28 protein-coding genes are annotated in these 24,589 nt (G+C 68.6%); 17 read left to right on the top strand and 11 right to left on the bottom strand.

The genetic code is table 11. From position 1 onward, the window contains the following. Positions 1-6: 6 nt before the first annotated feature. Entirely contained in the window at positions 7-513 is a 507-nt protein-coding gene (locus EV667_RS06855; protein WP_131834502.1) for a YcgN family cysteine cluster protein, read from the bottom strand. 176 nt (positions 514-689) lie between these two features. Here EV667_RS06855 and EV667_RS06850 point away from each other — a divergent pair, with 176 nt between their 5' ends. From EV667_RS06850 to EV667_RS06830, 4 genes are all read left to right on the top strand, one after another. Continuing rightward, positions 690-2,906, top strand: a complete 2,217-nt coding sequence (locus EV667_RS06850; RefSeq protein WP_245516011.1) for a transglycosylase domain-containing protein — start codon at positions 690-692, stop codon at positions 2,904-2,906. 100 nt (positions 2,907-3,006) lie between these two features. Further along, positions 3,007-3,597, top strand: coding sequence for a DUF1214 domain-containing protein (locus EV667_RS06845; RefSeq protein ID WP_131834501.1), 591 nt, complete (start codon positions 3,007-3,009; stop codon positions 3,595-3,597). 10 nt (positions 3,598-3,607) lie between these two features. Next, the gene (locus EV667_RS06840) at positions 3,608-4,153 is read left to right on the top strand and encodes a DUF1254 domain-containing protein (RefSeq protein ID WP_131834500.1); all 546 of its coding nucleotides are present in this window, start codon (positions 3,608-3,610) and stop codon (positions 4,151-4,153) included. Between the two features lie 366 nt (positions 4,154-4,519). After that, positions 4,520-5,617, top strand: coding sequence for a DUF2336 domain-containing protein (locus EV667_RS06830; protein ID WP_131834498.1), 1,098 nt, complete (start codon positions 4,520-4,522; stop codon positions 5,615-5,617). Positions 5,618-5,627: 10 nt separating this feature from the next. Here the strand turns inward: EV667_RS06830 and EV667_RS06825 are convergent, their stop codons facing one another. Together EV667_RS06825 and EV667_RS06820 are read right to left on the bottom strand one after the other, a co-directional pair. Beyond that, on the bottom strand, positions 5,628-5,975 hold the full coding sequence (locus tag EV667_RS06825) for a DUF1491 family protein (RefSeq protein ID WP_131834497.1): 348 nt from the start codon (positions 5,973-5,975) through the stop codon (positions 5,628-5,630). Positions 5,976-5,981: 6 nt separating this feature from the next. Beyond that, entirely contained in the window at positions 5,982-6,674 is a 693-nt protein-coding gene (locus EV667_RS06820) for a peptidoglycan-binding domain-containing protein (RefSeq protein ID WP_131834496.1), read from the bottom strand. Positions 6,675-6,877: 203 nt separating this feature from the next. Here EV667_RS06820 and EV667_RS06815 point away from each other — a divergent pair, with 203 nt between their 5' ends. Both EV667_RS06815 and EV667_RS06810 read left to right on the top strand, forming a co-directional pair. Then, a complete protein-coding gene (locus tag EV667_RS06815) occupies positions 6,878-7,414 on the top strand; it encodes a DUF5330 domain-containing protein (protein WP_131834495.1) in 537 nt (178 codons plus the stop codon). A 71-nt stretch (positions 7,415-7,485) separates the two neighbouring features. Then, positions 7,486-7,920, top strand: coding sequence for a SufE family protein (locus EV667_RS06810; RefSeq protein ID WP_131834494.1), 435 nt, complete (start codon positions 7,486-7,488; stop codon positions 7,918-7,920). Here EV667_RS06810 and EV667_RS06805 read toward each other — a convergent pair. Continuing rightward, complete coding sequence (locus EV667_RS06805; protein WP_131834493.1) at positions 7,917-8,462, bottom strand: DUF6456 domain-containing protein; 546 nt, start codon at positions 8,460-8,462, stop codon at positions 7,917-7,919. The genes EV667_RS06810 and EV667_RS06805 overlap by 4 nt on opposite strands. After that, positions 8,455-8,832, bottom strand: a complete 378-nt coding sequence (locus EV667_RS06800; RefSeq protein WP_131834492.1) for a helix-turn-helix domain-containing protein — start codon at positions 8,830-8,832, stop codon at positions 8,455-8,457. Before EV667_RS06800 ends, EV667_RS06805 begins: the two co-directional genes overlap by 8 nt. Positions 8,833-9,030: 198 nt before the next feature. On the opposite strand from EV667_RS06800, the gene EV667_RS06795 reads away from it, so the two are divergent. Then, entirely contained in the window at positions 9,031-9,327 is a 297-nt protein-coding gene (locus EV667_RS06795; protein ID WP_131834491.1) for a hypothetical protein, read from the top strand. A 45-nt stretch (positions 9,328-9,372) separates the two neighbouring features. Here EV667_RS06795 and EV667_RS06790 read toward each other — a convergent pair whose 3' ends face one another. Next, entirely contained in the window at positions 9,373-9,798 is a 426-nt protein-coding gene (locus EV667_RS06790; protein ID WP_131834490.1) for a Ros/MucR family transcriptional regulator, read from the bottom strand. A 383-nt stretch (positions 9,799-10,181) separates the two neighbouring features. Here EV667_RS06790 and msrB point away from each other — a divergent pair, with 383 nt between their 5' ends. Further along, positions 10,182-10,619: a peptide-methionine (R)-S-oxide reductase MsrB gene (gene msrB, locus EV667_RS06785; RefSeq protein ID WP_131834489.1), complete on the top strand. Its 438-nt coding sequence runs from the start codon at positions 10,182-10,184 to the stop codon at positions 10,617-10,619. Beyond that, positions 10,616-12,718 carry a S9 family peptidase gene (locus EV667_RS06780; protein ID WP_131834488.1) on the top strand — a complete coding sequence of 701 codons (2,103 nt, stop codon included), beginning with the start codon at positions 10,616-10,618 and terminating at the stop codon, positions 12,716-12,718. The genes msrB and EV667_RS06780 overlap by 4 nt, the downstream gene beginning before the upstream one ends. 89 nt (positions 12,719-12,807) lie before the next feature. On the opposite strand, the gene EV667_RS06775 is transcribed toward EV667_RS06780, so the two are convergent. After that, positions 12,808-13,824, bottom strand: a complete 1,017-nt coding sequence (locus tag EV667_RS06775) for a hypothetical protein (protein ID WP_131834487.1) — start codon at positions 13,822-13,824, stop codon at positions 12,808-12,810. A gap of 271 nt (positions 13,825-14,095) precedes the next feature. Between EV667_RS06775 and EV667_RS06770 the strand changes: the two genes are divergently transcribed. Beyond that, complete coding sequence (locus tag EV667_RS06770) at positions 14,096-14,692, top strand: superoxide dismutase (protein WP_131834486.1); 597 nt, start codon at positions 14,096-14,098, stop codon at positions 14,690-14,692. 92 nt (positions 14,693-14,784) lie between these two features. On the opposite strand, the gene EV667_RS06765 is transcribed toward EV667_RS06770, so the two are convergent. Together EV667_RS06765 and EV667_RS06760 are read right to left on the bottom strand one after the other, a co-directional pair. After that, positions 14,785-15,159 (bottom strand): hypothetical protein, encoded by a 375-nt coding sequence (locus EV667_RS06765; protein WP_131834485.1) that lies wholly within the window; start codon positions 15,157-15,159, stop codon positions 14,785-14,787. Between the two features lie 84 nt (positions 15,160-15,243). Further along, the gene (locus EV667_RS06760) at positions 15,244-16,233 is read right to left on the bottom strand and encodes a zinc transporter ZntB (RefSeq protein WP_131834484.1); all 990 of its coding nucleotides are present in this window, start codon (positions 16,231-16,233) and stop codon (positions 15,244-15,246) included. Positions 16,234-16,412: 179 nt separating this feature from the next. On the opposite strand from EV667_RS06760, the gene EV667_RS06755 reads away from it, so the two are divergent. Then, on the top strand, positions 16,413-16,796 hold the full coding sequence (locus EV667_RS06755; RefSeq protein ID WP_131834483.1) for a hypothetical protein: 384 nt from the start codon (positions 16,413-16,415) through the stop codon (positions 16,794-16,796). A 79-nt stretch (positions 16,797-16,875) separates the two neighbouring features. Here EV667_RS06755 and folK read toward each other — a convergent pair whose 3' ends face one another. Continuing rightward, the gene (folK, locus tag EV667_RS06750; RefSeq protein ID WP_131834482.1) at positions 16,876-17,427 is read right to left on the bottom strand and encodes a 2-amino-4-hydroxy-6-hydroxymethyldihydropteridine diphosphokinase; all 552 of its coding nucleotides are present in this window, start codon (positions 17,425-17,427) and stop codon (positions 16,876-16,878) included. Beyond that, entirely contained in the window at positions 17,417-18,259 is an 843-nt protein-coding gene (folP, locus tag EV667_RS06745) for a dihydropteroate synthase (protein WP_131835058.1), read from the bottom strand. The genes folK and folP overlap by 11 nt, the downstream gene beginning before the upstream one ends. Before the next feature lie 144 nt (positions 18,260-18,403). On the opposite strand from folP, the gene EV667_RS06740 reads away from it, so the two are divergent. The 6 genes from EV667_RS06740 (at position 18,404) to EV667_RS06715 (ending at position 24,526) form a co-directional block, all read left to right on the top strand. Next, the gene (locus tag EV667_RS06740) at positions 18,404-19,933 is read left to right on the top strand and encodes a helicase HerA-like domain-containing protein (RefSeq protein ID WP_131834481.1); all 1,530 of its coding nucleotides are present in this window, start codon (positions 18,404-18,406) and stop codon (positions 19,931-19,933) included. A gap of 132 nt (positions 19,934-20,065) precedes the next feature. Further along, complete coding sequence (locus EV667_RS06735) at positions 20,066-21,463, top strand: M20/M25/M40 family metallo-hydrolase (RefSeq protein ID WP_131834480.1); 1,398 nt, start codon at positions 20,066-20,068, stop codon at positions 21,461-21,463. A 5-nt stretch (positions 21,464-21,468) separates the two neighbouring features. After that, entirely contained in the window at positions 21,469-22,329 is an 861-nt protein-coding gene (locus tag EV667_RS06730; RefSeq protein ID WP_131834479.1) for a branched-chain amino acid aminotransferase, read from the top strand. A gap of 43 nt (positions 22,330-22,372) precedes the next feature. Beyond that, on the top strand, positions 22,373-23,374 hold the full coding sequence (meaB, locus tag EV667_RS06725) for a methylmalonyl Co-A mutase-associated GTPase MeaB (RefSeq protein WP_131834478.1): 1,002 nt from the start codon (positions 22,373-22,375) through the stop codon (positions 23,372-23,374). Positions 23,375-23,489: 115 nt separating this feature from the next. Then, a complete protein-coding gene (locus EV667_RS06720) occupies positions 23,490-23,876 on the top strand; it encodes a response regulator (protein WP_131834477.1) in 387 nt (128 codons plus the stop codon). Next, positions 23,876-24,526 (top strand): pyroglutamyl-peptidase I, encoded by a 651-nt coding sequence (locus EV667_RS06715; protein WP_131834476.1) that lies wholly within the window; start codon positions 23,876-23,878, stop codon positions 24,524-24,526. Before EV667_RS06720 ends, EV667_RS06715 begins: the two co-directional genes overlap by 1 nt. The last annotated feature ends 63 nt before the right edge of the window (positions 24,527-24,589 follow it).

The following is a 24,589-nucleotide window of genomic DNA, read 5'->3' as shown; positions in this document are numbered from 1 at the left end:
TCGCCCCTACCCCTTCGCCACCTTGCGCACCGCGCCGCGCGGCAGGCGGAGCGGCCAGCGGACCATGTGGTCGACATAGTCCTCCAGCGGCAGCTCGTCCTCCAGCGCCGCCACCTTGCCGCGCACCGAGACGCCCGCCGCATGGACGGTTTCGCGGTCGCCCGAGACAAGATGGTGCCACCAGTAGAGATCGCGCCCCTCTTCCACCAGCCGGTAGCCGCAGGAGGGCGGCAGCCAGTTCAGCGCCCGCACCGTCTCAGGCGTCAGCCGCACGCAGTCGGGCACCTGCGCCTGCCGGTCGGGGTAGTTACGGCAGCGGCAGTTGAAATCGTCCAGCAACTGGCAGCCGATGTCGGTATAGGCGATGGCCTCGGTGTCCTCGTCCTGCAGCTTGACGAGGCAGCAGCGCCCGCAGCCGTCGCACAGGCTCTCCCACTCGGCGGAATCCATCTCCTCCAGCGTCTTGGTGCGCCAGAACGGCGCCGCTGCGGGGGCGGTCGAAGGGTCGTGCATCGCTCTCGGGTTTCCGGCTGGCCATCAGGTGGCGGTCCGCTCTTCACGAACCGGCAATCACTCCTTAGATAGCGTCGCATCCGCGCCATGGCGAGCCTTGATACCGCCCTCGTCGCGCGGCAAGGGCTCGGTTATAAGAGCAGATGGGGCCTGCCAAGCGCCTCTGGAGCACGGGCTTGAACGAGACGCCGCACGCTGATTCCCCGCTGCCGACGCCCGAGGGCGGGCACCCGCCGTCGCGTTTCCGCCGGCGGCTTCGCCATGTCCTGCTGGGCGTCGATTCATGGATCGACTCATCGATCTATTCCGGCGGCGTCACCCTCCGCTCCACTTGGGGCGGCTTCGTCGCCTTCACCGAGCGCTTCAACGTGCAGGGCCCCGCCCGCCGCGCCATCTCGCTGGCCTCCGAGGCCATGACCTGGGGGGCGGTCGGCGCGGTGCTGATGCTGGCGCTGGCGGTGCCCGCCTTCCAGGAAACCTCGGACGACTGGCTGAAACGCGCCGAGTTGTCCGTCACCTTCCTCGACCGCTACGGCAACACCATCGGCGAGCGCGGCATCCGCCATAACGACACGGTGCCGCTGGAGGAATTCCCCGACCACCTCATCAAGGCCGTGCTGGCCACCGAAGACCGGCGCTTCTACGAGCATTTCGGCATCGACATTCCCGGCACCTTCCGCGCCGTGCTGTCCAATGCGCGCGCTGGCGGCGTGGTTCAGGGCGGCTCCTCGCTCACCCAGCAGTTGGCAAAGAACCTGTTCCTCTCCAACGAGCGCACGCTGGAGCGCAAGATCAAGGAAGCCTTCCTGGCGCTGTGGCTGGAATTCCACCTCACCAAGAACCAGATCCTGAAGCTCTATCTCGACCGCGCCTATATGGGCGGCGGCGCTTTCGGCGTGGACGCGGCGTCGCAGTATTATTTCGGCAAGTCCGCCCGCGACGTGAATCTGGCGGAGGCGGCGATGCTGGCAGGCCTGTTCAAGGCGCCCTCGAAATTCGCCCCGCATATCAACCTGCCGGCGGCGCGCGGGCGCGCCAGCGTGGTGCTCGACAATCTGGTCGATGCCGGCTTCCTCACCGAGGGCCAGGTCTTCGGCGCCCGCCGCAACCCGGCCACCCCGGTGGACCGCAAGCAGGACGACCTGCCGGAATATTATCTCGACTACGCCTTCGATCAGGTGAAGCAGATCGTCGAAGGCCTGCCCAGAAGTTATGCCGAGCGCTCCTTCATCGTCCGCACCGCGCTCGACCCCAACATCCAGAAGGCGGCCGACACCGCCATCCGCGACAGCCTGCGCCAGTTCGGCAAGGACTACGGCGCCAAGCAATCGGCCATGGTGGTGATGGAACCTAACGGCTCGGTGCGCGCCATGGTCGGCGGGCGAGACTATGGCGAGAGCCAGTTCAACCGCGCCACCGACGCGCTGCGCCAGCCCGGCTCGTCCTTCAAGCCCTTCGTCTACACGGCGGCGCTGATGACGGGGAAATACAAGCCCAGCACCATCGTCGTCGACGGGCCGATCTGCATCGGCAATTGGTGCCCGCAGAATTACGGCCGCTCCTATGCCGGTTCGATCACCCTGATCAACGCCCTCACCCGCTCGCTGAACACGGTGGCGGTCAAGCTGGCAGAGAATATCGGGCGCGGCCGCATCGTCGACCTCGCCCATGCGATGGGCCTGAAGACCGAGCTCAAGATTACCCGCGCCCTGCCGCTCGGCGCCGCCGAGGTAACGGTGGTGGACATGGCGACCGCCTATTCGGTCTTTGCCAGCGGCGGCTATTCGGTCGATCCGCACGCGGTGGTCGACATGCGCACGCCCAATGGCGAGCCGGTCTGGAGCTTCGCCCAGAACGGGCCCAAGCCGAAAGAACTGATCCCGCCGGACATCATCGCCATGATCAACCCGATGCTCAACAGCGTGGTGGAAAAGGGCACCGGCCGGCGCGCCATGATCCCGGGCACCAAGGTCTCCGGCAAGACGGGAACCACCAATGCCTATCGCGACGCCTGGTTCGTCGGTTTCACCGGCAATTACGTGGGGGCGGTCTGGTTCGGCAATGACGACTACCAGTCGACGCGCAAGATGACCGGCGGCTCCCTGCCGGCAATGACGTGGCAGAAGGTGATGGCGTTTGCTCATCAGGGTATCGAGCTGAAGCCCACGCCGGGCCTCGGCAACCAGTCTGCGCCGGTGCTCGACGGTGCGGCGGCACAGGCCTCGGCTCTCCAGATCGAAGGCGTCCAGCGCCCGGTCACGCTCTCGCCGGCGTCGGCGGAACGGTTGATGGGCCTGTCGGCTCGCCTGCGAGAGGCCGCGTCCTCGCCCCTGCGCCGGCCCACCGCCGGCATCGCCCCCTCGCCCGGCACCAGCCTTGTCGGAAGCAACTGACTCCTCGCGATTCAGCTACTGCGTTCCTACTGCCGCGATTGACCTTCCCCCCGCGAGCGCCCATCCATGAGGCGCCTGCTCCATCGGATAGCTTCTGCCCGTGCGCTCCCTGCTCTTCCTCCTGACCCTGGCCATCGGCGCCGCCCTCGGGCTCGGCCTCACCTGGATCACTACGGTGAAGGGGTACGGGCCGGGCCTGGTGCGTTCCGGACCGTGGGAGACCTGGCCGCGCGCCGGCACCGAGACGGCCGATCCCTATGCCCGCGCCGCCCTTGCCCGCGCTGGCGAACTGCCGCTGGAGCTGGCGGACGGAATTGCCTTCGTCGCCGCCACCGATTCGGCCGGCCGCCCGCTCGACGGGCGCTGCGACATCCGGGTGTCCGGCAGCCTGCCGCAGGCCCGCTTCTGGACCCTGACCCTGACCGACGCCCAGGGCCGACTGATCGACAACGCCGCCGCGCGCACCGGCTTCACCAGCACCGAAGTGGTGTGGAACCGCAACAGCACGCTCGACGTGGCGCTGGGCCCGCGCGCACGTGCCGGAAACTGGTTGCCCACCGGCGCCCGCGACCGCATCGTCCTCACCTTCCGCCTTTATGATACGGCGGTCGGCCTCGCCAACCGCACCAGCGACGCCCCGGAAATGCCCCGCATCCTTACCGAGCATTGCTCCTGGGAGCGCAGCTCATGAGGGCGCGTCGATGAGCCGTTTCGTCCTCACCGCCCTCGCCGGCATCGTGCTCGGCCTCATCGTGCATCTGGCCGCCGTGCTGGTTCTGCCCTACCTCGCCGAACAGGACGCCTATGCGCGGCTGGCGGCGGTGGCCGTGCCCAATGAGGTGGTGCCCATCGATGACCCTTCCGACGTCGGCGCAGTGCTGCCTGCCACCGACCCGGCGTTCATCTCGGCAGTGTGCCTGTACGATCTCGCCGCCGGCCCGCTCAAGGTGCGCGTGCCGACGACGGAGGACTACACCTCGGTGTCGTTCTACACCCGCCACGGCCTGCCCTTCTACGCCATCAACGACCGTTCGGCGGGGCGCTCCATCATCGAGCTCGACCTGATGAACGCCAAGCAGCGCGCGGCCCTGCCGGAGGACGACGAAGTGACGGCGGCCGACCGGCTGATCGTCGAATCCCCCAGCGATGAAGGCATTGTGCTGATACGGGCGCTGGTGCGCGAACGCAGCGCCCGCGACGAGGTTCGCGCGCGGATGCAACTGGCGAACTGCGCGCCCGCCACCTGACGGCCGGCCCCGCGCACCCCCAGCCCTTCCCGATCAGGTGGAACCAACAGGCTTCCGCCAATCGTGGACCGCGCTCGCCGCAGCCGCCGATGCCGCCTCGCCCGGTCGCACATACTGCACAACGGGGAGAATGATCACCTTGGCCGAGCCGCCGGACGGCATGCGCACGCCCGCAGGTTCGTTCTGGAGTCTCGATGTCGGAAACGGCACTAAGGCACCCATCGCGCCCTCCAAAGTCCCGCCAAACAGCAGTGGCCCACTACGGTCCAACCATGGTTAACGGCTTTATAACGTTCGAGCGCTAGCTTGGTTTCGCGCTCCCGCCCGGGCGGCGCGACGTGCCAATCGCGAGTTGTGTCCGCCTCCATGCCTCCCCATTCCGGTTCCGGCCCCATCGACCCGAACGACACGGCGCGGCGTTCGTATCAGGACACCCGCCCGGCCATGCTGCGGCTTCTGGTGCACGAATTCCTGAGGCAGCCGGTTCTCGGCGAGGCAGCCGAGGCCCGCTTCACCACCCTCGCCGTCCGCCTGATTGAGGGCGTCGACGCGGGCGTGGCGGCGCGCTATGTGCGCGAACTGGCGCCGCACCCGGCGCTGCCGCGCGCGCTCGCCCGCCATCTTGCCGCCGGGCCGCTGGCGCTGGCCGGCCCGATCCTGCGACTCTCGCCGGTGCTCGATGAAAAGGACCTGACGGAGCTGGCCGAACAGGCGGGCCCCGCCCACCTCGCCGCCATGGCCACCCGCCGAGAGGTGACGCCGGCCCTCGCCAAGCGCCTCGCCGAGATCACCCATCGCCGCGGCGCCGCGACCACGCCGGCAGCTCCCCCAGCGGAAGCGGCCGCGCCGCGGGCGCCTTCGGTCACCGATGCGCCCCCGGCCGATCTGGCAGCCGCGCCGGCCGCGACAGCGCCGCCCGAAACTGCACCGCCCGCCGTCCCTGATTTCTTCCTCGCCGGGCCGGAGGAGCGTGCCAGCCTCATCGCCCGCCTCGTCACCCTGCCGCCGCTGCCGCTTTCCGAGCGCGTGGGGGCACCGCCGGCGAGCTTCATCGACGCCCTCCTGGACGCCGCTAAGGCGAAGGGCACGGGGGAGCTTGCCACGCTGATGGAGCGCGCGCTGGGGGTCACGCCCGAGAATGCCGCCCGCATCATCGCTGACGATACCGGCCAGGCGCTGGCGGTGGTCGCCCGCGCGCTGGGCCTGTCCTTCGCCATTCTCTCGCGCGTGCTGTTCCGGCTCCATCCGGTCGCCGGCCGCTCGGCCGGGGACATGGCGCGGCTGGCGGAAATGTTCGACGCGCTTCCCCTCGCCAGCGCCCAGCATCTGGTCGCCTCGTGGCGGGGCGGCCGGCGGCAGGTCCGCGAGCGGGCGGAAGACGCCCCCTCCATGCGCAGCTTCAACACGGCCTATGCGGCCCCGGCGGTTCCGGCAGCGACCGACAGCCGCCAGCACAAGGGCTGAGCGGCGCGGATCACTCCGGCGCCAGATCGAGAAAGCACCGCCCGGCGCGGTCCTCGATCTCGACCAGCCAGAGATCGGAATCGTAGCGCGTCTCGCGCGCCATCCGCGCCTCGGCCTCGCTCTCGGGGCTGCCCGCCGGCACCAGCGGGGCGAACAGCCGCATGCCCTCATCCCGAGGCGCGCCGTCCAGCGAGGGCAATGCCGGGCCATACAGCGCCGCCTTGCCGTCCTGCGTCGCCACGATCACGAAAACCGCACCGGCCTCCTCCGCGCCGCGCCGGCGCACGGCGGCGAACGCGCCGGCACCATTGGCCCGGCGCAGCAGGGCGGAAACGAAGATCCCGCTTTTCAGCCGCATGCTGCCCTACCGTATAGTGAAGCCCGAGACAGCGGCGAGTTCGCGGACCACCCGCTCCGACATCTGCCCCGTTATCGGCAGGCGGCGGTCGCGCTCGAAGCGCTGGATCGCCTCCTCCGTCGCCGCCCCGAAGACGCCGTCGATGCGAATGGGGCCGTAGCCGAGGCGCGCCAGCGCCTTCTGGATTTCCATGACACGCGGCGACACCGGAACGTCGCCCGGCGGCAGTAGCCCAGCGGGGGGCGCGACCGCCTTCTCGGCCGTCGACGCGGACGCAGTAGCGGCAGTCGGGCCGGCAGCGGAGGCCGCGGCACGCGGCGCGGCCGGCTTCGCCGGTGGAAGCGGCGTCGGCACCGCAGGCGTCGCCAGCAATTCCGGCAGCAGGGCCGGCACGGCGATCGAGGCGGCCGGCGGCGCGGGCGGGCTCACCGCCGGTGTGCTGCTCGCCGCGCGAGGGGTGTCGACCTGGCGAATGTCCGGCGGGGCCGAGGCCGGCGCACCGCCGCGCCCTTGGGAACCCGGGCGCCCCTGTTGCAGCGCCAGCGCGTTGAACAGCACGGCGGCGCAGGCACCGCCGGCGAGAATCAGCATGAACAGGTCCGAGCGCCGCCGGCCATGACGGTAGGGGCGCCCCGCGACGCGCTCGCCATCGAGATCGATATCGTCCACCAGAAGATCGCTGGCATAGGAACGGGGCATGGAACCGTGTTCTGGAATCCGAATCGGGGGGACGCAGGCGGCAAGACGGGATGACCATGCCATGCCGGGTTTAAGCGAACCCTAAAAGCAGCCGTCGTGCTTAACATCGCCTTTCCGCGATCGGCTGATTTTGCGGGTTTTCGAAACCGCTTGGGCAACCCGCAGCCTCTATCCTCCCGTTTCAGGCTTCCGCGAGACCGCTCATGTTCTTCCTGCTGCGCATCGGTTTCTGGCTCACCGTCGTCTTCCTGCTGCTGCCGGCGGTGGTCGGCGGGCCGTCGACGCACGCGCCTCAGGGCAGCACGGCGCAGACCGGCGAGCCCAAGGTCAGCGCGATGGACGCGCTCTCGGCCGCCACGGCGGCGGCGGCGGATGCCGGCGGTTTCTGCACCCGCCAGCCGCAGGCCTGCGCCATCGGCGGCAGCCTGATCGAGCTGATCGGCGAGCGGGCCGAGGCCGGCGCGCGCTTCGCTCTCAGCTATCTCTCCGAGCAGATTGTCGAGGAGAAACGGAAGGCGGCGGCCCGGTCCGACGGCTCGCGCGCCGGCGACACGCTGACCACCCACGATCTCAGCCCCGCCTGGCAGGGCCCACGCCCGCCCGCGGGGGGCGCGCCGTCGGACATCACCGGCTCGGCCGGTGCCACGCCGGCAGCGGCCCCGGCGAACCCGCCCGGCGCCCTCCCGGTGCATCCGGCCACCCCCGGCGGCGTGCCGCTACCGCCCAAACGCCCCGCGTGAGCCGCGCGAGCGCAACGCCCGCCATTGCGCTTGGCTCCCCCGCGCCCCTATATGCGGCCGGAGAGGCGCCGATGACATCAAAGATCGACAGCATCATCGAGGACTTCGAACTCCTCGACAATTGGGACGACCGCTACCGCTACCTCATCGAGTTGGGCCGGGCCTTGCCGCCCTTCCCCGAGGAGCGCCGCACCGAGCAGGCCAAGGTGCAGGGCTGCGCCAGCCAGGTCTGGCTGGTGAGCGAGCCCAGCGGCGGCGCGGAAGCCCCCCGCCTTGCCTTTCACGGCGATTCCGACGCCCATATCGTGCGCGGCCTCGTCGCCATCCTGCTGGCTCTCTATTCGGACAGCCCGGCCCGCGACATCCTGGCGGCCGATCCCGCTGCCGTGTTCGCGCGCATCGGCCTCAAGGACCATCTGACCCCGCAGCGCTCCAACGGCCTGCGCTCGATGGTCGAGCGCATCCGCGCCGACGCCCGGGCGGCACTCGAAGACGCTCCACTCTAGCCGTCCTCCGTCCTTTCCGGCGGCGCCTTCCAGACGCGGGTACGGGCGCGAGCCGGGCCATGCGCCGCCTCGCTCAGCCCATAATGCCGGGCCAGCCGGTCCAGCCCCAGCGACAGCACCACCTTGGCGGTGCGGGCCGGCCAGCAGCGCTCCTGCTCCACCTGCTCCAGTCCCTTGAGGAAGCAGCACACATCCATCAGCAGGCCCGAGAATTCCGGCCCTGCCACCTCCAGCGCCCTCCCCACGCGCTGGCGGGCGGCGAGCACGGCTTCGGAAGCGTTGAGCCCGGCGACCCCGCCGGAACGGTCCGCCCGCGTCACCGCGTCCCAGTTCGCGGTCAGACGCGGGGCCATGCCGGCGCGGGTGAAATCGGCCCGCAGCCGCTCGCCGGCAATGAGTTGCACCGGCGCGATGAAGCTTCTGCCATCGCGCCCGCGCCGCCGCGCCAGCCAGCCGAGCGGGCTCTCCTCCAGATCAATGGCGACGGCGCGGCGCACGCCGTCGACCTCCACCTCGACATGGTCGATGCGGCGCTCAGCCATGCGCTCCTCCCACGACGATTCCCTCGGCGCCGGCGGGGGGCGACAGCCGCCGTGCATCGTCTTCCAGCGCCGCGACCCAGCGGTCCCAGCCGGCACTCTCGCGGCGCTCCTCAATCCGCCGGCAGGCATGGGCGACAGTGGAGCGATGGCGGCCGAAACCGATCGCCACCCGGCTCATCGGCAGGCCCAGCCCGACATGGGCGAGATACATCGCCAGCGCGCGAGCCGAGGCGCAGCGGCGGTCGAGCCGCCTGGGGTGCAGCACGAGCGGCAGGGGAATGGCCGTGGCGTCGGCGGCCAGCCGGGCGGCGATCAGGCACGGTTCGGCCGTCGGCCGCACCGTGGTGGATGGGGAGAGGGGATCAGGCATGAGGACATCTCCGGTAAAGGAATTTAAGCCTATTAACGAAATCGTCGCCCAGCAAGAACAAAAACAGAACATTATTTTGAGGCCGGCGATATCGTGGCCGAATGACGCCATCGCGGGTGCGTGGAATCGCGAGGATAGGATTTTTATCCGCACAGCCTTCGCCGGCCCGATACTGGCCTCGGTTCAGCGAGGTTCACCATGAGAAGCCCTCCCCCCACTTCCCACCGCCCCCGCATCCGTGCCGCCCGCAGCGAGGAACGCGACGCCATTATTGCCGGGCGCGCGGCGGCACTGCGGCCCTTTCTCGGGCGACCGCCGGACGGCCATGGCGCGACATTGCAGCGCCTGCTGCGGGCCGAGCGGCGGGCGGCCGGCTCCGGCGTGGGGTATGACGCGGCGCGCCATGCCGCGCTGTGCCGGCTGCTGGCGGAGGTTGAGGCGACACCCCTGCCGGCACGGCCGGCGCGCCACGAAAAAGGCCGCCACCCGGGGTGACGGCCTTTTCAATCAGTTTGCGGACACCACTATGGGCGCCGGTGTTCAGCCGGCGGCGGGCGTGCGCCGGCGCTGCTGGCCCAGGCCCATCTCCTTCGCCAGCGCCGAGCGCGCGGCGGCATAGTTGGGCGCAACCATGGGATAGTCCGCCGGCAGGCCCCACTTCTCGCGATACGCCTCGGGGGTGAGGTCATACTGCGTGCGCAGGTGCCGCTTCAGCGATTTGAACTTCTTGCCATCTTCGAGACACACGATGTAATCGGGCGTCACCGACTTCTTCGGCGGAACGGCCGGCTTCAGCGGCTCCACCACCACCTCGACCTCACCCTTGTCGACCCGCTGCAATGCGCCGTGCACATCTGCAAGGAGGGTGACAAGTTCATTGGTCGAGACCGCATTATTGCTCACATACGCCGAGACGATATCGGCGGCGAGTTCGATATAGCTGTCAGCGTCGTTGATATCGCTCATGGCTCATTCTTCAATTCATTTTGCAAAAATCTCGTGCAAGACCGAAGCGCGCCCTGCGTGCTGCCACTGTACGTCCAAATACGTCTTTTCCAAACGTATTCCTTCCGTCGACGGCCACAAGACCACAGATAGACTTGAACAGGAGCGATAACAAGGTTTTTCGAGCGCCCTTGGTCGCAATGGTGTGTGCAATGCGGGGCAGCCGTGAGACTGTCGCCCGGCCGCCGCAAGCTCAGCTGTAGCGAAAGCCTGTGGCGGCGCGACAACGCGCCCGCGATCTGCCGGGCAAAACTTCGTGAAGCACAACAACACTTGCCGCTGCCCTCAGGGGCCATTATCTCAACGGGAAACCTCAAGGATTTTCCAACCTCAAGGATTTTCCCATGGACCAGATCTCCCGCCGCCCCCGCGTGGTGAAGTCGGACGCGCAATGGCGCGCCCAGCTCACCCACGAACAGTACACCGTGACCCGGGGCCACGGCACCGAATGCGCCTTCAGCGGTCCGCACCTCTCCCAGAAGGAGCGGGGGCTCTACCGCTGCGTGTGCTGCGAGGCGCCGCTGTTCCGCTCCAACGCCAAGTTCGAATCGGGCACGGGCTGGCCGAGCTTCTTCCAGCCGGTGGATGCCGAGGCCGTCAGTGAGTATCACGACCACTCCTATGGCATGCACCGGGTCGAGGTGCGCTGCGCGAGTTGCGACGCCCATCTCGGCCATGTCTTCCCCGATGGGCCGCCGCCGACCCGCCAGCGCTTCTGCATCAACGGCGTCGCTCTCACGTTCCAGGCGGAGCCGCCCAAGGCCGAGGAAACGCCCGCGTGACGTCCGACACCGCTGACCGCCTCGCCCCTGCCCATCCGCCGCTGGTCCGCAGCTTTCACGGCCAGACTCTGTCGGACCCCCACGCCTGGCTGCGCGCCGACAATTGGCGCGAGGTGATGCGCGATCCGGCCCTTCTCGCCCCAGATATCCGCGCCTGGCTGGAGGCCGAGAACACCGCCGCCGAGGTATGGCTCGCGCCTCACGCGGCCCTGCGCACGCAGTTGGTCAAGGAAATGCGCGGGCGGATCAAGGAGGACGATTCGTCCGTGCCGTCCACGGATGGCCCCTTCGCCTATTTCACCCGCTTCCGCGAGGGCGGGCAGCACCCGCTGATCTGCCGCCGCCCGGCCGGTGCCATTGCCGGTGAGACCGTGCTGCTCGACGGCGACGCGCTGGCGCAGGGCAAGGCCTATTTCCAATTCGGCGATGCCCAGCAATCGCCCGACCATCGCCTCTACGCCTGGACGGCGGACGAGGCCGGCTCGGAATATTACACGCTGCGCATCCGCGACATCGAGGCGGGCACCGAACTGCCCGATCTCGTCGCGGAAACCACGGGCGATGTGCTGTGGAGCGCCGATGGCGCCTACCTCTTCTACATCCGGCGCGACACCGAACACCGCCCGAGCTTCGTCTATCGCCACCGGCTGGGCGCCGACCCGGCGGAGGACACGCTGGTCTATGAGGAGCCGGACAAGGGCTTCTTCGTCTCGCTCGGCCGCACCCAGTCGCGCCGCTTCGGCCTCATCTCCTGCGGCGACCATGACACCAGCGAGGTCTGGCTCATCGACCTCGCCTCCCCGCTCAAAGCCCCGGTGCGGGTAGAGCCGCGCGAGGCCGGGCTGCGCTACGGCGTCGAGCATCATCCCGCGCTCGCCGGCATCGAGAGCCTCGTCATCGAGACCAATGCCGACGGGGCCGAGGACTTCAAGATCGTCACCGTGCGGCTGGCGACGCCCGGCCGCGCCCACTGGCGCGATCTGGTGCCGCACAAGCCGGGCCGGCTGCTCCTGTCGACGAGCGTGCTGCGCGACCATCTGGTGCGGCTGGAGCGCGAGGACGGCCTGCCGCGCCTCGTGGTGCGGACGCTGGCGGATGGGGCCGAGCATGCCGTCGTCTTCGCCGAGGACGCCTATTCGCTCGGCTTCGATCCCGGCTACGGCTTCGACAAGACCGAAATCCGCTACACCTACTCGTCCATGACCACGCCGTCGGAGGTGTGGGACTATGATATTGCGAGCCGCGCCCGGGCGCTGCGCAAGCGCCAGGAAGTGCCCTCCGGTCACGACCCCAGCCGCTATGTCACCCGGCGTCTCATGGCCCCGGCGGTGGATGGCGAACTCGTCCCGGTGTCGCTGCTTTTCGCCGCCGACACCCCGCTGGATGGCAGCGCGCCGTGCCTGCTCTATGGCTATGGCGCCTATGGCCTTTCGATTCCGTCAGGCTTTTCCACCGCGCGCCTGTCGCTGGTGGATCGCGGCTTCGTCTTCGCCATCGCCCATATTCGTGGCGGCACGGAAAAGGGCTGGCGCTGGTACCGCGAGGGCAAGCTCGCCAGCAAGACCAACACGTTCAGCGATTTCATCGCCGCCGGAGAGCACCTCGTGGCGCAGAAGATCGTGGCGCCGGACCGCATTGTCGCCCATGGCGGGTCGGCCGGCGGTATGCTGATGGGCGCGGTGGCCAACATGCGGCCGGACCTGTTCGCCGGCATCGTGGCGGAAGTGCCCTTTGTCGACGTGCTCAACACCATGCTCGACGATACGCTTCCCCTCACCCCGCCGGAATGGCCGGAATGGGGCAACCCGATCAACGACGCGCAGGCCTTCGCCACCATCCAGGCCTATTCGCCCTACGACAACGTGGCGGCGCAGGAGTATCCCGCCCTCTTCGCGCTGGCCGGCCTCACCGATCCGCGCGTCACCTATTGGGAGCCGGCGAAATGGGTGGCGAAGCTCCGCACGCTGAAGACCGACACGCGCCCGCTCCTGCTGCGCACCAATATGGAAGCCGGCCATGGCGGCGCCTCGGGCCGGTTCGACCGGCTGGAGGAAACTGCAATGATCTACGCCTTCGCCCTCGCCGTGGCGGGGCGCTGACAGGCGCCGGCCCGCACACGCAGGAATGCCGCATTCATGAAAAAGGGCGCCCTCGGGCGCCCTTTGCATTGGGTGCGGCAGCGGCCGCCTCAGTCGCGGGCGACGCTGCCGGCGACGTGGCTGCGCAATTCCTGCAGCGAGGCGAAACGCAGCATGCCGTCCGGCAGGTCGGCCTCGATCGAGCCATCGGAATAGAGTGTGTAGCTCATGCCGCCGATGGTGCCGGACTTGAGCACGGTGATGGAAGGCTCCTCGGGCGACGGTTCCTCGGTCACCAGGTCCGTCTCGCGCAGAAAGGCGGGAGGCGCCGTATCCGGCTCGTCCGTGAACTCGTCGCGCGGATGCGGCTGCCTCGCCTCCTCGTCGGCAGGGGCAACGACGACGGGGGTGGGCGCAGGCCGCTCCACCGGCAGGCTCGCGCCAGCGGCGGGGCGCGCGAAGCCCGGCGGCTCGCGGCGCGGGAGATCGGGACGCGGGGGCTCGGCCCGCACAGGCTCGGCCCGCTTGCCCTCCAGGCGCGCGGCTTCGGCGAGCGGGGAACGGAAGGGCGGCAAGGGCTCGAACTCAGGCTCCGGCTCGGGCTCGAACATCGGCTCGGGCGCAAACGCCGGCTCGGGCTCGAACTCTCGCTCATTCGCGAATTCCGGCTCCGGCGCGAACGTCCGCTCCGGCTCGAACACCGCAGCGCCTGCGCTCGGCGGCTCGCCGGCACGCGGGCGGCCGAACCAAGCCGGCGGGGCGCGCCCCTCTTCAAGCGGGGGCCGTTCCTGCGGCGCGCGTGCCGGGGGTGCGTCCTCGAAGGCCGACGCGACGGGAGCGAGGGCTTCGACGGCGATGGCGGCCGTGGTGGCCTCCACGCGCCCGGCAGGGTGCTCGTCCTCCAGCGCCTCGAAATGCACCGCGCCTTCCAGCTTCTCGGCGATGTCGCCCAAGACCCGCAGAATGAAGCCGAGGGCGAGCATCAGAAATCCGCCGACAAAAACGGTACTTCCGACCATCATCAGGCCCGCGCCGGAAGTCGTCTCCGCGGAACCGAACCCAATTACGCCGAAGACGACGCCAAGCGCGACCAGAGCCGCGCCGATTCCGATGACTACTGCACCCATGAAGAAACTCCGCCGGACCGATTCGCCGTCGGTCCTTCTTGTAGGAGACTTTACGTCCAGTACAGCTTTAGCGAAAGCGGGCAGGACGATTGTCCCCGTGCCCGCCGGCGCGCGCGGGGACGGGGAAGAATTCGGCCGCGCGCGACGCTTTTGGTTGTCGCCCGCGCCGTCGCGCCCTATCTAATCGGTGCCGACCTTTCACGGTGCCCGCGCACCCGCGAGGGGCGCCGACACGGCGCGGCCGGATTTCATTTCTGCGGAGACAGATTCCATGTCCTTCACGCTTCCCGAGCTTCCCTACTCCCACGACGCCCTCGCCCCCTACATGTCGCGCGAGACGCTCGAATATCACCACGACAAGCACCACCTCGCCTATGTGAACAACGGCAACAACCTGCTGAAGGGCACCGAGTGGGAAGGCCAGTCGCTGGAAGAGATCGTCAAGGGCTCTTTCGGCAAGAACGCCGGCCTGTTCAACAATGCCGGCCAGCACTACAATCACCTCCACTTCTGGAACTGGATGAAGCCGAATGGCGGCGGCGCCATCCCCGGCGAGCTTGAGAAGAAGATCGTCGCGGACCTCGGCTCGGTCGAGAAGATGAAGGAAGACTTCATCCAGGCCGGCGTGACCCAGTTCGGCTCGGGCTGGAACTGGCTGGCGGTCAAGGACGGCAAGATCGTCGTCATGAAGACCGCCAATGGCGAGAGCCCGCTGGTCCACGGTGCCACCCCGATCCTCGGCTGCGACGTGTGGGAGCACTCCTATTACATCGACTACCGCAACCGTCGCCCCGACTATCTCAAGGCGTTCGTCGAAAACCTGGTGAACTGGGACTACGTCGCCGAGCTCTATTCCAAGGCCGTCTGAGCGGTTCTCACGCGAAAAATCGGGCGCCGTCGCGGGTCGACGGCGCCCTTTTTCATGAGCAGGCTCGCCCGGCTGCCCGCTCGGCACTCGCCCTACTGCCCGAAGGGCACCTGCGTGCGCGGCCCGGCCGGGCGGGCCTTGGGCGGCCAGCCCTTCACGCAATAGTCGTTCCAGAAATTCAGCTGCCAGGCCGAGCGCCACTGGTAGAGCCAGTTGTCGCATTCGGCCTTGCTGCGGAAACACCCGTCGGCGGTACGGCCCTCGATGAAATCGACGTTCCACGGCGACTGGCGGCGGCCGGTGAAATGCCCGTACCAGAGTTGCCCCGGCGGGGTCGCCGCCGCCATCTTTCGGCAGTCGCCGCCGGCAAACGTCCCGGTGAATTCATAGGCCTCGGCCGCGCCGCCGGCCGCCCCCAGCATGAAACCGGCAAACACCGCCGCCGACGCAATCGCTTTCCCGCGCATGGCACTTCCCTCCCGCGGCCGACGAAATGTCGCGGCCGGCATCCCGTCAATGTATGCGCCGGCGTGGCGAGGGAAAGGGGCGCCCTACAGCCAGCGTATCTTCCGCAGCAACGTCACCAGCCCGATTCCGAGCAGGCCGGCGAGGATGGTCACGGCCCAGAAGCCGTTCGGGTCCTGCGAGCCGGGAATGCCTTCCACATTCATGCCCATCAGCCCGGTGATCAGCGTCAGCGGCGCGAAAATCACCGTCACGGCCGCCAGCACCAGCATGGAGCGGTTCATCTGTTCCGCCCGCCGTTCCACCATCTGGTCGTAGATCACGGCCGCACGGTCGCGCACGGAATCCAGTTCCTCGGCGAACCGCGTCACCCGGTCGGCCGCCTCGCGCAGCCGGTTGCGGTCGCGCGGGGAGAGCCATTCGGCGTCTTCCAGCGAGAAATGGTTCAGGGCCTCGCGCTGCGGGGCGATGTAGCGGCGCAGGATGATGGCGACGCGCCGCACCTCGGAAACCTTCGGGCTCAGATTAGACAGCGTGGCGCTCAGCACCTGTTCCTCAAGCTCGTCCGCCTGCTCGGCCAGAGCGGTGATCACCGTGTCCATGCGGTCGACCAGCCGCATGGAGAGGTCCGCGACGAACTCCCCCGGCGTGCGCGGCGCCCGCCCGCGCTGGATCGCATCCTCGAAATCGCCCACCGCCGACAGCGCCCGCCGGCGCACCGAGACGATGCGGTGCGGCTCCACCCAGAAGCGGATGGAGTGCATCTCGTCGGGCAGCGAATAGGGCATCAGGTTGATGCCGCGCAGATTGAGGAACGCGCCATTCTCGAACAGCGCGCAGCGCGGGCGCGTTTCCGCCGCCACCAGCGATTCGAGGATGGAGGGATCAATGCCGCTCTGGTCGTCGAGCCAGGTCCCGTGGCCGTGGCGATGGTCCATCTGCTGGAGGTTGATCCACTGGAAGCGCTCGCCCGCCGGGACGCCCTGTCCGATTTCCTCCCAGCCGATCCGCCGCGCCCCGCCATTGCCGTCGAAGGTCCAGGCGGAAACGAGACCTTCCTTGTCGTAGTCGGGCAAAGCCTGGCTCCCACGTGTCGCGAATGAATGGCTGATGAACGCGCGCAATGGAATGCGTTCAGTTTGATGAACCTTTTGCAACAGCGGGTTCAGATTAGGTTCGGCAAGGCGCGGCTAGTGTGGGTTCATCAGAGGCCGCCCGGCCCGAGCGACCCGCAGATCCATCCGAGGATTACGCCATGATCCGCTTCACCAAAGCTAGCAAGCTCGCCGCGCTCGCTCTCGCGGGCGCCACTCTTCTCTCCGCCGTTCCCGCCTCCGCCGATGGCTGGCGTGGCCCGGGCTGGCGCGGCCATGGGGGCGGCGGCCCCGGCTGGGGTCGTCCTGGCCCCGGCCCGGGCTGGCGCGGTCCCGGCTGGGGTGGCCCGGGCTATTATTACGGCCCGCGTCGCAACAATAACGGCGCCGCCGTCGCCGCCGGCATCATTGGCGGCCTCGCCGTCGGTGCGATCGCCGCCGGCGCCGCCAACAATTATTACCGCCCGAGCTGCTGGATGGAGACGCGCACGCTCTACAACAGCTGGGGCCAGCCCTATTACCGCGATGTCGAGGTGTGCCGTTAAACGGCACCCTCCCCCATTTCCCAAGGCGCGACGAACGAGCGGGCGGCGGAGCGATCCGTCGCCCTTCGCGCGTCGCCCGTCAGTCGCTGACCGGCCGCGAATCCACCTTCACGATGCCGCTGCGGTCGAGCCCCGCCAGCGCCGCCGTCACCGCGACGCCTTCGATCATGAGATCAGGCGCCAGCTCGCTCAGCGGAATCAGCGCGAACGCCCGCTCCATCATGCGCGGATGCGGGATTTCGAGGTCCGGCTCGGCGACCACCTCGTCGCCATAGAGCAAAATGTCGATGTCGATGGTGCGCGGCCCGAAGCGCACCTCGCGGGTGCGGTCGCGCCCGAACGCGTGCTCGACGCCGAGCAGCATGTGCAGTAGCTCGCGCGCCGAGAGCTCGGTCTCCACCGCCACCACCATGTTGAGATAAGGCCCCTGCGGCACCGGCCCCCAGGGCGGGGTCTCGTAGAGCGAGGAGCGGGCGACGATCTTCAGCCCCGAGCGGGCGATCAGCCCCACCGCCTTCGCCATGGTGCCGGCACGGTCACCGAGATTGGAACCGAGGCAGAGATAGGCGAGGCGTTTCTCGACCGTTCGCGGCCGGCGGACAAAGAATTCGGGGGGCAGCTTAGGAGGCATGGCGGATCGCCTCCGTCACCCGCGCCGCTTGCACATGGGCGGCCACATCGTGCACGCGGATGATCGCGCAGCCGGCCAGGATGCCGATCACGTTGGAGGCGATGGTTCCCGGCAGCCGCTCCGCCGGCGTCGCCTCGATCACCTTGCCGATCAGCGATTTGCGCGAGGTGCCGAGCAGGATCGGAAAGCCGAGGCGGCCGAAGTGCTCCAGCGAGGCCAGCGCCTTGAGGTTCTGCTCGAAGGTCTTGCCGAAGCCGATGCCGGGATCGAGGCTGATGCGCTCGGGGCGGATGCCGGCGCGCGCTGCCCGCTCCAGCGACTGCTCGAAGAAGGCGAGGATGTCGGCGACGATATCGACCTCCGGTTCGACCCGCGCCCGGTTGTGCATCGCCACCACGCCGGCGTCATACGCCGCCGCTACCCGCGCCATGTCAGGGTCGCCCATCAGCCCCCAAATGTCGTTGACGATGCTCGCGCCCGCCTTCAGCGCCGCCTCGGCCACCGCCGCCTTCTGGGTGTCGACGGAGAGTGGTACCGGCAGGCCGGCCAGCGCCTCCACCGCCGGCAACACCCGGCGCAGTTCTTCCTCGGCCGGCACCGGAATATGGCCGGGGCGGGTGGATTCGCCGCCAATGTCGAGAATATCCGCACCCTCCGCCACCAGCCGGCGGGCATTGGCCAATGCGTCGTCCAGCGCGGCGCTGCGCCCGCCATCGGAGAAGGAATCCGGCGTCACGTTGAGAATGCCCATCACCAGGGTGCGGCCGGCATAGTCGAGCCGGCGGCCGCGCGCATCGAAGATGCGCTGGATAGGCGGGATAAGAGAGGCCATCATGTTCCCGGCGTTGGTATCTTGCCTCCCAGATCGCCCGCCGCCACGCGGAACGCAAGCGACTCTCTAGCGAGAAACACTTTTTGACCTCGCACCCCGCCTGCGCTCTAAAGGAGGCAACGCGAGCGTGCGCAGGAGACGGCCATGTCCGGTGACACCGACGGCAGTATTTTCGTCGGGCTAAGCCCCTCAAGCGACGGCGGCAAGCCCGAACACCTCACCCTCAAGCTCGCCAACCGCCACGGCCTCGCCACCGGCGCCACCGGCACCGGCAAGACCGTGACGTTGCAGACGCTGGCCGAAGGCTTCTCCCGCGCCGGCGTGCCGGTTTTTGCCGCCGACATCAAGGGCGACCTCTCCGGCGTCGCCATGCCCGGCGAGGGGCAGGACTGGATCGTCAAGCGCTGCGCCGAGATCGGCATCGACTACGTCCCTGACGAATTCCCGGTGATATTCTGGGACCTGTTCGGCGAGCAGGGCCATCCGGTCCGCGCCACCGTCTCGGAAATGGGGCCTCTGCTGCTGGCCCGGCTGATGGACCTGAACGACGTACAGGAGGGCGTGCTCAACGTCGTCTTCCGCCTCGCCGACGAGCAGGGCCTACTGCTGCTAGACCTGAAGGATCTGCGCGCGATGCTCGCCTTCGTGGCGGAGAATGCCGCAAAGCTCACCACCACCTATGGCAATGTCTCGCCCGCCACGGTCGGCGCTATCCAGCGCGCGTTGCTGGTACTTGAGAACCAGGGCGCCGACAAGTTCTTTGGCGAGCCGGCACTGAAGATCACCGACCTCATGCGCGTCGATCCGCGCTCGGGCTACGGCACCATATCGCTGCTGGCCGCCGACAAGCTGATGGGCTCGCCCCGGCTTTATGCCTCCTTCCTGCTCTGGCTGCTGTCCGAACTGTTCGAGGAGCTTCCCGAGGTCGGCGACCCGGACAAGCCGAAGATCGTGTTCTTCTTCGACGAAGCGCATCTGCTGTTCGACGAGGCGCCGAAGGCGTTGCTGCAGAAGATCGAGCAGGTGGTGCGCCTGATCCGCTCCAAGGGAGTCGGGGTGTATTTCGTCACCCAGAACCCGCTCGACGTGCCGGAGAGCGTGCTGTCCCAGCTCGGCAACCGGGTGCAGCACGCGCTGCGCGCCTTCACCCCGCGCGACCAGAAGGCGGTGAAGGCGGCGGCCGACACCTTCCGCCCGAACCCGAAGCTGAACACGGCGCAGGTCATCACCGAGCTTGGCAAGGGCGAGGCGCTGGTCTCGATGCTGGAGGGCAACGGTACCCCTTCCATGGTCGAGCGCACGCTCATCGCCCCGCCGGCCGCCCGCGTCGGCCCGATTACCCCGGAGATGCGCAAGGTCGCCCTCGCTCAGAGCCCGGTGCGCCATGCCTATGACGAGACGCTGGACCGCGAATCCGCGTTCGAGATGCTTGCCAAGCGGGCGGAAGAAAGTGCCGCACCGGCGCCGCCCGCCGGAGAGCCCCCCGCTCCCACCGAGGCCGGCGCCACCAGCGGCGGGTGGCTGTCCGACACGCTTGGCGGAATTTTCCGGCGCGGCCCGCGCGGCGGCATGAGCGTGGGCGAGAGAATGGTCAATCAGGTGACGCGGCAAGTCACCAATGAAGTGACGAGGGCCATTCTGCGCAACGTTCTGGGCGGCGCCCGCCGACGGTAGGCTCCCCGCACACCCGCATGGCCGGGCTTGACCCGGCCACCCAGTCCTTGACCGAGGCGCAAGGTGTCTGGATCCCCGGCTCAAACCCGGGGATGGGGCAAATAAGGCCTCCAGAAACGACAAGGACCCGGCATGGCCGCTCTCGTTAAGGCAGATCTCGACCGCGTACTCGCCACAGTCGATTCAGACCTCGACTCTTCGATCGAGCGTCTCTTCGCCTTTCTGCGCATCCCCTCTATCTCGACCGATCGCGCTTATGCCGTCGAGTGCCGGCGCGCCGGACAGTGGCTGGCGGACGATCTCGCTTCGCTTGGCCTGACGGCAAAGCTCAACGACACGGCCGGCCACCCCATCGTCACCGGCACCTCGTCCGGGACGGCGGCGCGGCGGGTCATGTTCTACGGCCACTACGACGTGCAGCCGGTCGATCCGCTCGACCTGTGGGACAGCCCGCCCTTCGAGCCGCGCATCGTCGAGAATGCGGAAGGGGTGAAGCGCATCGTCGCCCGCGGCTCATCGGACGACAAAGGCCAGGTGATGACCTTCGTCGAGGCCTGCCGCGCCTATATTCGCACCACGGGAAGCCTGCCCGTAGAAGTGGCGATCATTGTCGAGGGCGAGGAGGAGAGCGGCTCGGCCAATATCGGCCCGTTCCTTGAAGCGCATAAGGATGAGCTGAAGGCCGATCTCGCACTGGTCTGCGACACCGGCATGTGGGATGCGCAGACCCCTGCCATCATCCTCTCGCTGCGCGGCCTGATGCATGACGAGTTCATCGTGCGCGGCGCCGATCGCGACCTGCATTCCGGCTATTATGGCGGGGCCGCGGCCAACCCGCTTCACGTGATCTCGAAGATCATCGGCGGCATCCACGGGCCGGACGGGCGCATCACCATCCCCGGCTTCTATGACGGCGTCGTCGAGCCGCCGGACCATGTGAAGCACTCCTGGTCCACGCTCGACCTGACGGCAGAGAATTTCCTCGGCCCTGTCGGACTGTCCGCTCCTATCGGCGAAAAGGACCGGCTGCTGATCGAGATGGTGTCGACCCGCCCGACCTTCGAGGTCAACGGCCTGTGGGGCGGCTATATCGGCGAAGGCGCCAAGACGGTCATCCCCTCCATCGCCACCGCCAAGATCACCTGCCGCCTCGTGGCGGACCAGGACCCGGCGCATGTGCGCGACGTGGTGCGCGCCTATATCCGCTCAAAGCTGCCGGCCGACTGCACGGTGGAGTTCCTCAGCGGCGAAGGCAACCGCGCGGTCGCCGTGGCGCATGACAACCCGCTGCTGGCCAAGGCCGCCGCCGCACTCGGCGATGAATGGGGCGCCCCGGCCGTCACCTATGGCGAAGGCGGCTCCATCCCCGTCGTCGGCCAGTTCAAGAAGGTTCTGGGACAGGACACGCTGCTGGTGGGCTTCGCGCTCGACGATGACCGCATCCACTCGCCGAACGAGAAATACGACCTCACCTCTTTCCACAAGGGCATTCGCAGCTGGGTCCGCATCCTGGCGGCGTTGGCGGAGTAGCGTACATGTCGCATCACTGGACGCAGACCTGGAGCTTCTTCGACGGCGAATGGCAGCAGGGCAACATCCCGATCATGGGAGTGCGGACCCATGCCGCATGGCTCGGCACCTCGGTATTCGACGGCGCCCGCGCCTTCGAGGGGGTGACGCCGGATCTCGCCTTGCACTGCGCCCGGGTGAACCGCTCGGCACTCGCGATGGGGCTGAAGCCCTTGATATCCGTGGAGAAATGGGTCGAGCTGACCCATGAAGGCGTCAAGCGTTTCGCGCCCGGGGCCGCGCTCTACATCCGCCCCATGTACTGGGCGGAATATCCCGGCGCGCGCACGGTGGACGCCGACCCGGAATCCACCCGCTGGTGCCTCAGCCTCTATGAGGCCGGGATGCCGAGCCCCGACCACGGCACCTCGATCACCTTGTCGCGCTACCGCCGCCCTACACTCGAATGCGCCGTCACCGACGCCAAGGCCGGCTGCCTCTACCCCAACAACAGCCGGGCGCTGGTGGAGGCGCACGCGCGCGGCTTCGACAATGCCGTGCTGTGCGACATGATCGGCAATGTCGCCGAACTGGCCACCGCGAATGTGTTCCTCGCCAAGGACGGGGTGGCCTTCACCCCGGCGCCGAATGGCACGTTCCTGGCCGGCATTACCCGCACCCGCACGGCAGATTTGCTGCGCACCGCAGGCATCGAAGTGATCGAGGGCGCGCTCACCTGGCGCGATTTCCTGGAGGCGGACGAGATTTTCTCCACCGGCAATTATTCCAAGGTGACGCCGGTGACGCGGATCGAGGCGCGCGACCTCCAGCCCGGCCCGGTCTATCGCCGCGCCCGCGAACTCTACTGGGATTTCGCCCACTCCTGACGCGCCGCCGAGCCGGACGCTGCGCAAACCACAGGCTACAGACGTGCCGCACGCCGCCCCGCTCCCCGCGCTCGACGCGCTTGTCGACGGTGTCCGCAACGGGCACCGCGCCACGCTGGCGCGGGCGATCACGCTGGTCGAATCGCGCAAGCCGGCGCACCGCGCGTTGGCGGGCGACCTGCTGCAGGCGCTGCTGCCATCACAAGCTGCAGGAATTCGCGTCGGCATCACCGGGGTGCCGGGGGTGGGCAAATCGACGACCATCGATTCACTTGGCGGCCATCTCATCGCGCAAGGCCACAGGGTGGCGGTGCTGGCGGTCGATCCCTCCTCCTCGCGCACCGGCGGCTCCATCCTCGGCGACAAGACGCGCATGGGGCGGCTGGCGCTGGAGGAGCGCGCCTTCATCCGTCCCTCCCCGGCCGCCGGTACGCTGGGCGGCGTCGCCGCGCGCACCCGCGAGACGATGCTTCTGTGCGAGGCAGCGGGCTATGACGTGGTGCTCGTGGAAACGGTCGGCGTCGGCCAGTCGGAGACGGCGGTGGCGGATATGACCGACACCTTCCTCGTGCTCATGCTCCCCGGCGCCGGCGACGAATTGCAGGGCATCAAGAAGGGAATCATCGAACTGGCCGACATCGTCGCCGTGAACAAGGCCGACGGCGCCAACCTCACCCGCGCCAAGGTGGCGGCGAGCGAGTACCGCGCCGCGCTCCATGTGCTCGGCGGGCGCGAGCCGTTCTGGTCGACGCCGGTGCTCACCTATTCCGGCCTCACCGGCGAGGGTATCGCGGCGGTGTGGGACGAGGTGTTGCGACACCGGGCAGCCAGCGAGGCGGCGGGGGCCCTGGCGGCGCGGCGCCGTGCCCAGCAGGTGAGATGGATGTGGACCCTGTTCGACGAGCGGGTGCGCGAAAAGCTGCGCGCCGCGCCGTCCCTGCGGGCGCAACTGCCCGCCATCGAGCACGCCGTCGCAGCGGGCGAGCTTTCGCCCACGCTCGGCGCCTCCAAAATCGCCGCCCTGTTCGGCTGGCCGGATTTTTGAGCGCTTTGCTCTCGCAAAAAAACCGAAATGATGGAAGAATATTGATGGTTCAGGCGACGGTTCCTGGTCGGCACCGAATTGGCAAGCTCGACCAGAAGGAGTGACGGACATCATCATGCAGGATCAGCCCACGCTGTCCGGCCAGCGCGTTTTCGTTGTCGAGGACGAAACGCTCGTCGCGATGATGATCGAGGGCATGCTTGAAGAGCTCGGCGCCACCGTGGTCGGCAACGAATCCCGTTTCGACGACGCGCTGAATTTTGTCGCCGCGCGCCATGGCGAGATCGACGTTGCCATGCTCGATCTCAATCTCGGTACCCGCCACAGCTATGACATCGCCGAAGCGATCGCCAGCCATGGCATTCCGATCGTGTTCTCCACGGGCTATTCCGACAACGCCATCGATGCGGCGTGGCGCAGCTGCCCGGTGCTGAACAAGCCGTTCCAGCTGGCCGATCTGCAGGGCGCGCTGGCGCGGGCGCTGGACAAGCGCGCCGCCTGATGCCTGTTGGGCACGTCCCGTGTCCGGACGCTCCCCATCTTCTCATCACCGGCTTCGGCCGCTTTCCCGGCATGCCGGCGAACCCGTCTGCCGGCCTCGCCCGGCTTCTGGTGCGGCGGTACCGACGTGCGGGGACGCGGATCGCGCTGCATGTGCTGCCGACCCGCTGGGACGAGGCAGCCGCCTTCCCCGCCGTGCTGGAGCGCGCCGCTCCCGATATCGTGCTGATGCTCGGGGTCGCCGCGCGGCGTCGGCGGGTCTCGGTCGAAGTCGTGGCCCGCAATGCCACCGGCGATTTTCCCGATGCCGCCCACCGCCGCCCGGCCTGCCGCCCGCTGCAAGCAGGCGCGCCGGCGCAACGGGCGCTCGCTGCCCGCCCCGTGCCGTTATTGGCGGCCCTGCGCGCAGCCGGGGTGCCGGCGCATCTGTCGCGCGATGCCGGCCGCTATGTCTGCAACGCCCTGGCCTGGAGCGCCTATGGCTGGGCGCGCGAGGGGCCCCGCACCGATGGCGGCCCGCGCCTCGCCGTCTTCGTTCATGTGCCGCTGCCGCGCCCCGGCCGGCTCGCGCCGGCGCGCCTCTCCCGCGGGCTCGACGCCCTGCTCGCCGCGCTGCTGACGCAATACCGGCAGAGCCGCCCGCGCGCGTGAACACGCCGCCAAAACAAAAAGGCGGACGCCGCGCGCGCGACATCCGCCCCTGTGTTGCACACG

The organism is Ancylobacter aquaticus, from assembly GCF_004339465.1.
Taxonomy (GTDB): Bacteria; Pseudomonadota; Alphaproteobacteria; order Rhizobiales; family Xanthobacteraceae; genus Ancylobacter; species Ancylobacter aquaticus.
Note: the sequence above shows the minus strand (reverse complement) of the source record. Positions and strands in the feature narration are given on the sequence as shown.

Coding starts and splice junctions, on each gene's coding strand:
- EV667_RS06800 (WP_131834492.1), bottom strand. CDS start 8,832: ATGCCTGATCCCCTCTCCCCATCCACCACGGTGCGGCCGACGGCCGAA.
- folK (WP_131834482.1), bottom strand. CDS start 17,427: ATGCCTCCTAAGCTGCCCCCCGAATTCTTTGTCCGCCGGCCGCGAACG.
- msrB (WP_131834489.1), top strand. CDS start 10,182: ATGGACCAGATCTCCCGCCGCCCCCGCGTGGTGAAGTCGGACGCGCAA.
- EV667_RS06735 (WP_131834480.1), top strand. CDS start 20,066: ATGGCCGCTCTCGTTAAGGCAGATCTCGACCGCGTACTCGCCACAGTC.
- EV667_RS06810 (WP_131834494.1), top strand. CDS start 7,486: ATGACATCAAAGATCGACAGCATCATCGAGGACTTCGAACTCCTCGAC.
- EV667_RS06855 (WP_131834502.1), bottom strand. CDS start 513: ATGCACGACCCTTCGACCGCCCCCGCAGCGGCGCCGTTCTGGCGCACC.
- EV667_RS06775 (WP_131834487.1), bottom strand. CDS start 13,824: ATGGGTGCAGTAGTCATCGGAATCGGCGCGGCTCTGGTCGCGCTTGGC.
- EV667_RS06840 (WP_131834500.1), top strand. CDS start 3,608: ATGAGCCGTTTCGTCCTCACCGCCCTCGCCGGCATCGTGCTCGGCCTC.
- EV667_RS06720 (WP_131834477.1), top strand. CDS start 23,490: ATGCAGGATCAGCCCACGCTGTCCGGCCAGCGCGTTTTCGTTGTCGAG.
- EV667_RS06795 (WP_131834491.1), top strand. CDS start 9,031: ATGAGAAGCCCTCCCCCCACTTCCCACCGCCCCCGCATCCGTGCCGCC.
- EV667_RS06770 (WP_131834486.1), top strand. CDS start 14,096: ATGTCCTTCACGCTTCCCGAGCTTCCCTACTCCCACGACGCCCTCGCC.
- EV667_RS06830 (WP_131834498.1), top strand. CDS start 4,520: ATGCCTCCCCATTCCGGTTCCGGCCCCATCGACCCGAACGACACGGCG.
- EV667_RS06825 (WP_131834497.1), bottom strand. CDS start 5,975: ATGCGGCTGAAAAGCGGGATCTTCGTTTCCGCCCTGCTGCGCCGGGCC.
- EV667_RS06765 (WP_131834485.1), bottom strand. CDS start 15,159: ATGCGCGGGAAAGCGATTGCGTCGGCGGCGGTGTTTGCCGGTTTCATG.
- EV667_RS06815 (WP_131834495.1), top strand. CDS start 6,878: ATGTTCTTCCTGCTGCGCATCGGTTTCTGGCTCACCGTCGTCTTCCTG.
- EV667_RS06805 (WP_131834493.1), bottom strand. CDS start 8,462: ATGGCTGAGCGCCGCATCGACCATGTCGAGGTGGAGGTCGACGGCGTG.
- EV667_RS06790 (WP_131834490.1), bottom strand. CDS start 9,798: ATGAGCGATATCAACGACGCTGACAGCTATATCGAACTCGCCGCCGAT.
- EV667_RS06715 (WP_131834476.1), top strand. CDS start 23,876: ATGCCTGTTGGGCACGTCCCGTGTCCGGACGCTCCCCATCTTCTCATC.
- EV667_RS06730 (WP_131834479.1), top strand. CDS start 21,469: ATGTCGCATCACTGGACGCAGACCTGGAGCTTCTTCGACGGCGAATGG.
- EV667_RS06820 (WP_131834496.1), bottom strand. CDS start 6,674: ATGCCCCGTTCCTATGCCAGCGATCTTCTGGTGGACGATATCGATCTC.
- EV667_RS06755 (WP_131834483.1), top strand. CDS start 16,413: ATGATCCGCTTCACCAAAGCTAGCAAGCTCGCCGCGCTCGCTCTCGCG.
- folP (WP_131835058.1), bottom strand. CDS start 18,259: ATGGCCTCTCTTATCCCGCCTATCCAGCGCATCTTCGATGCGCGCGGC.
- EV667_RS06740 (WP_131834481.1), top strand. CDS start 18,404: ATGTCCGGTGACACCGACGGCAGTATTTTCGTCGGGCTAAGCCCCTCA.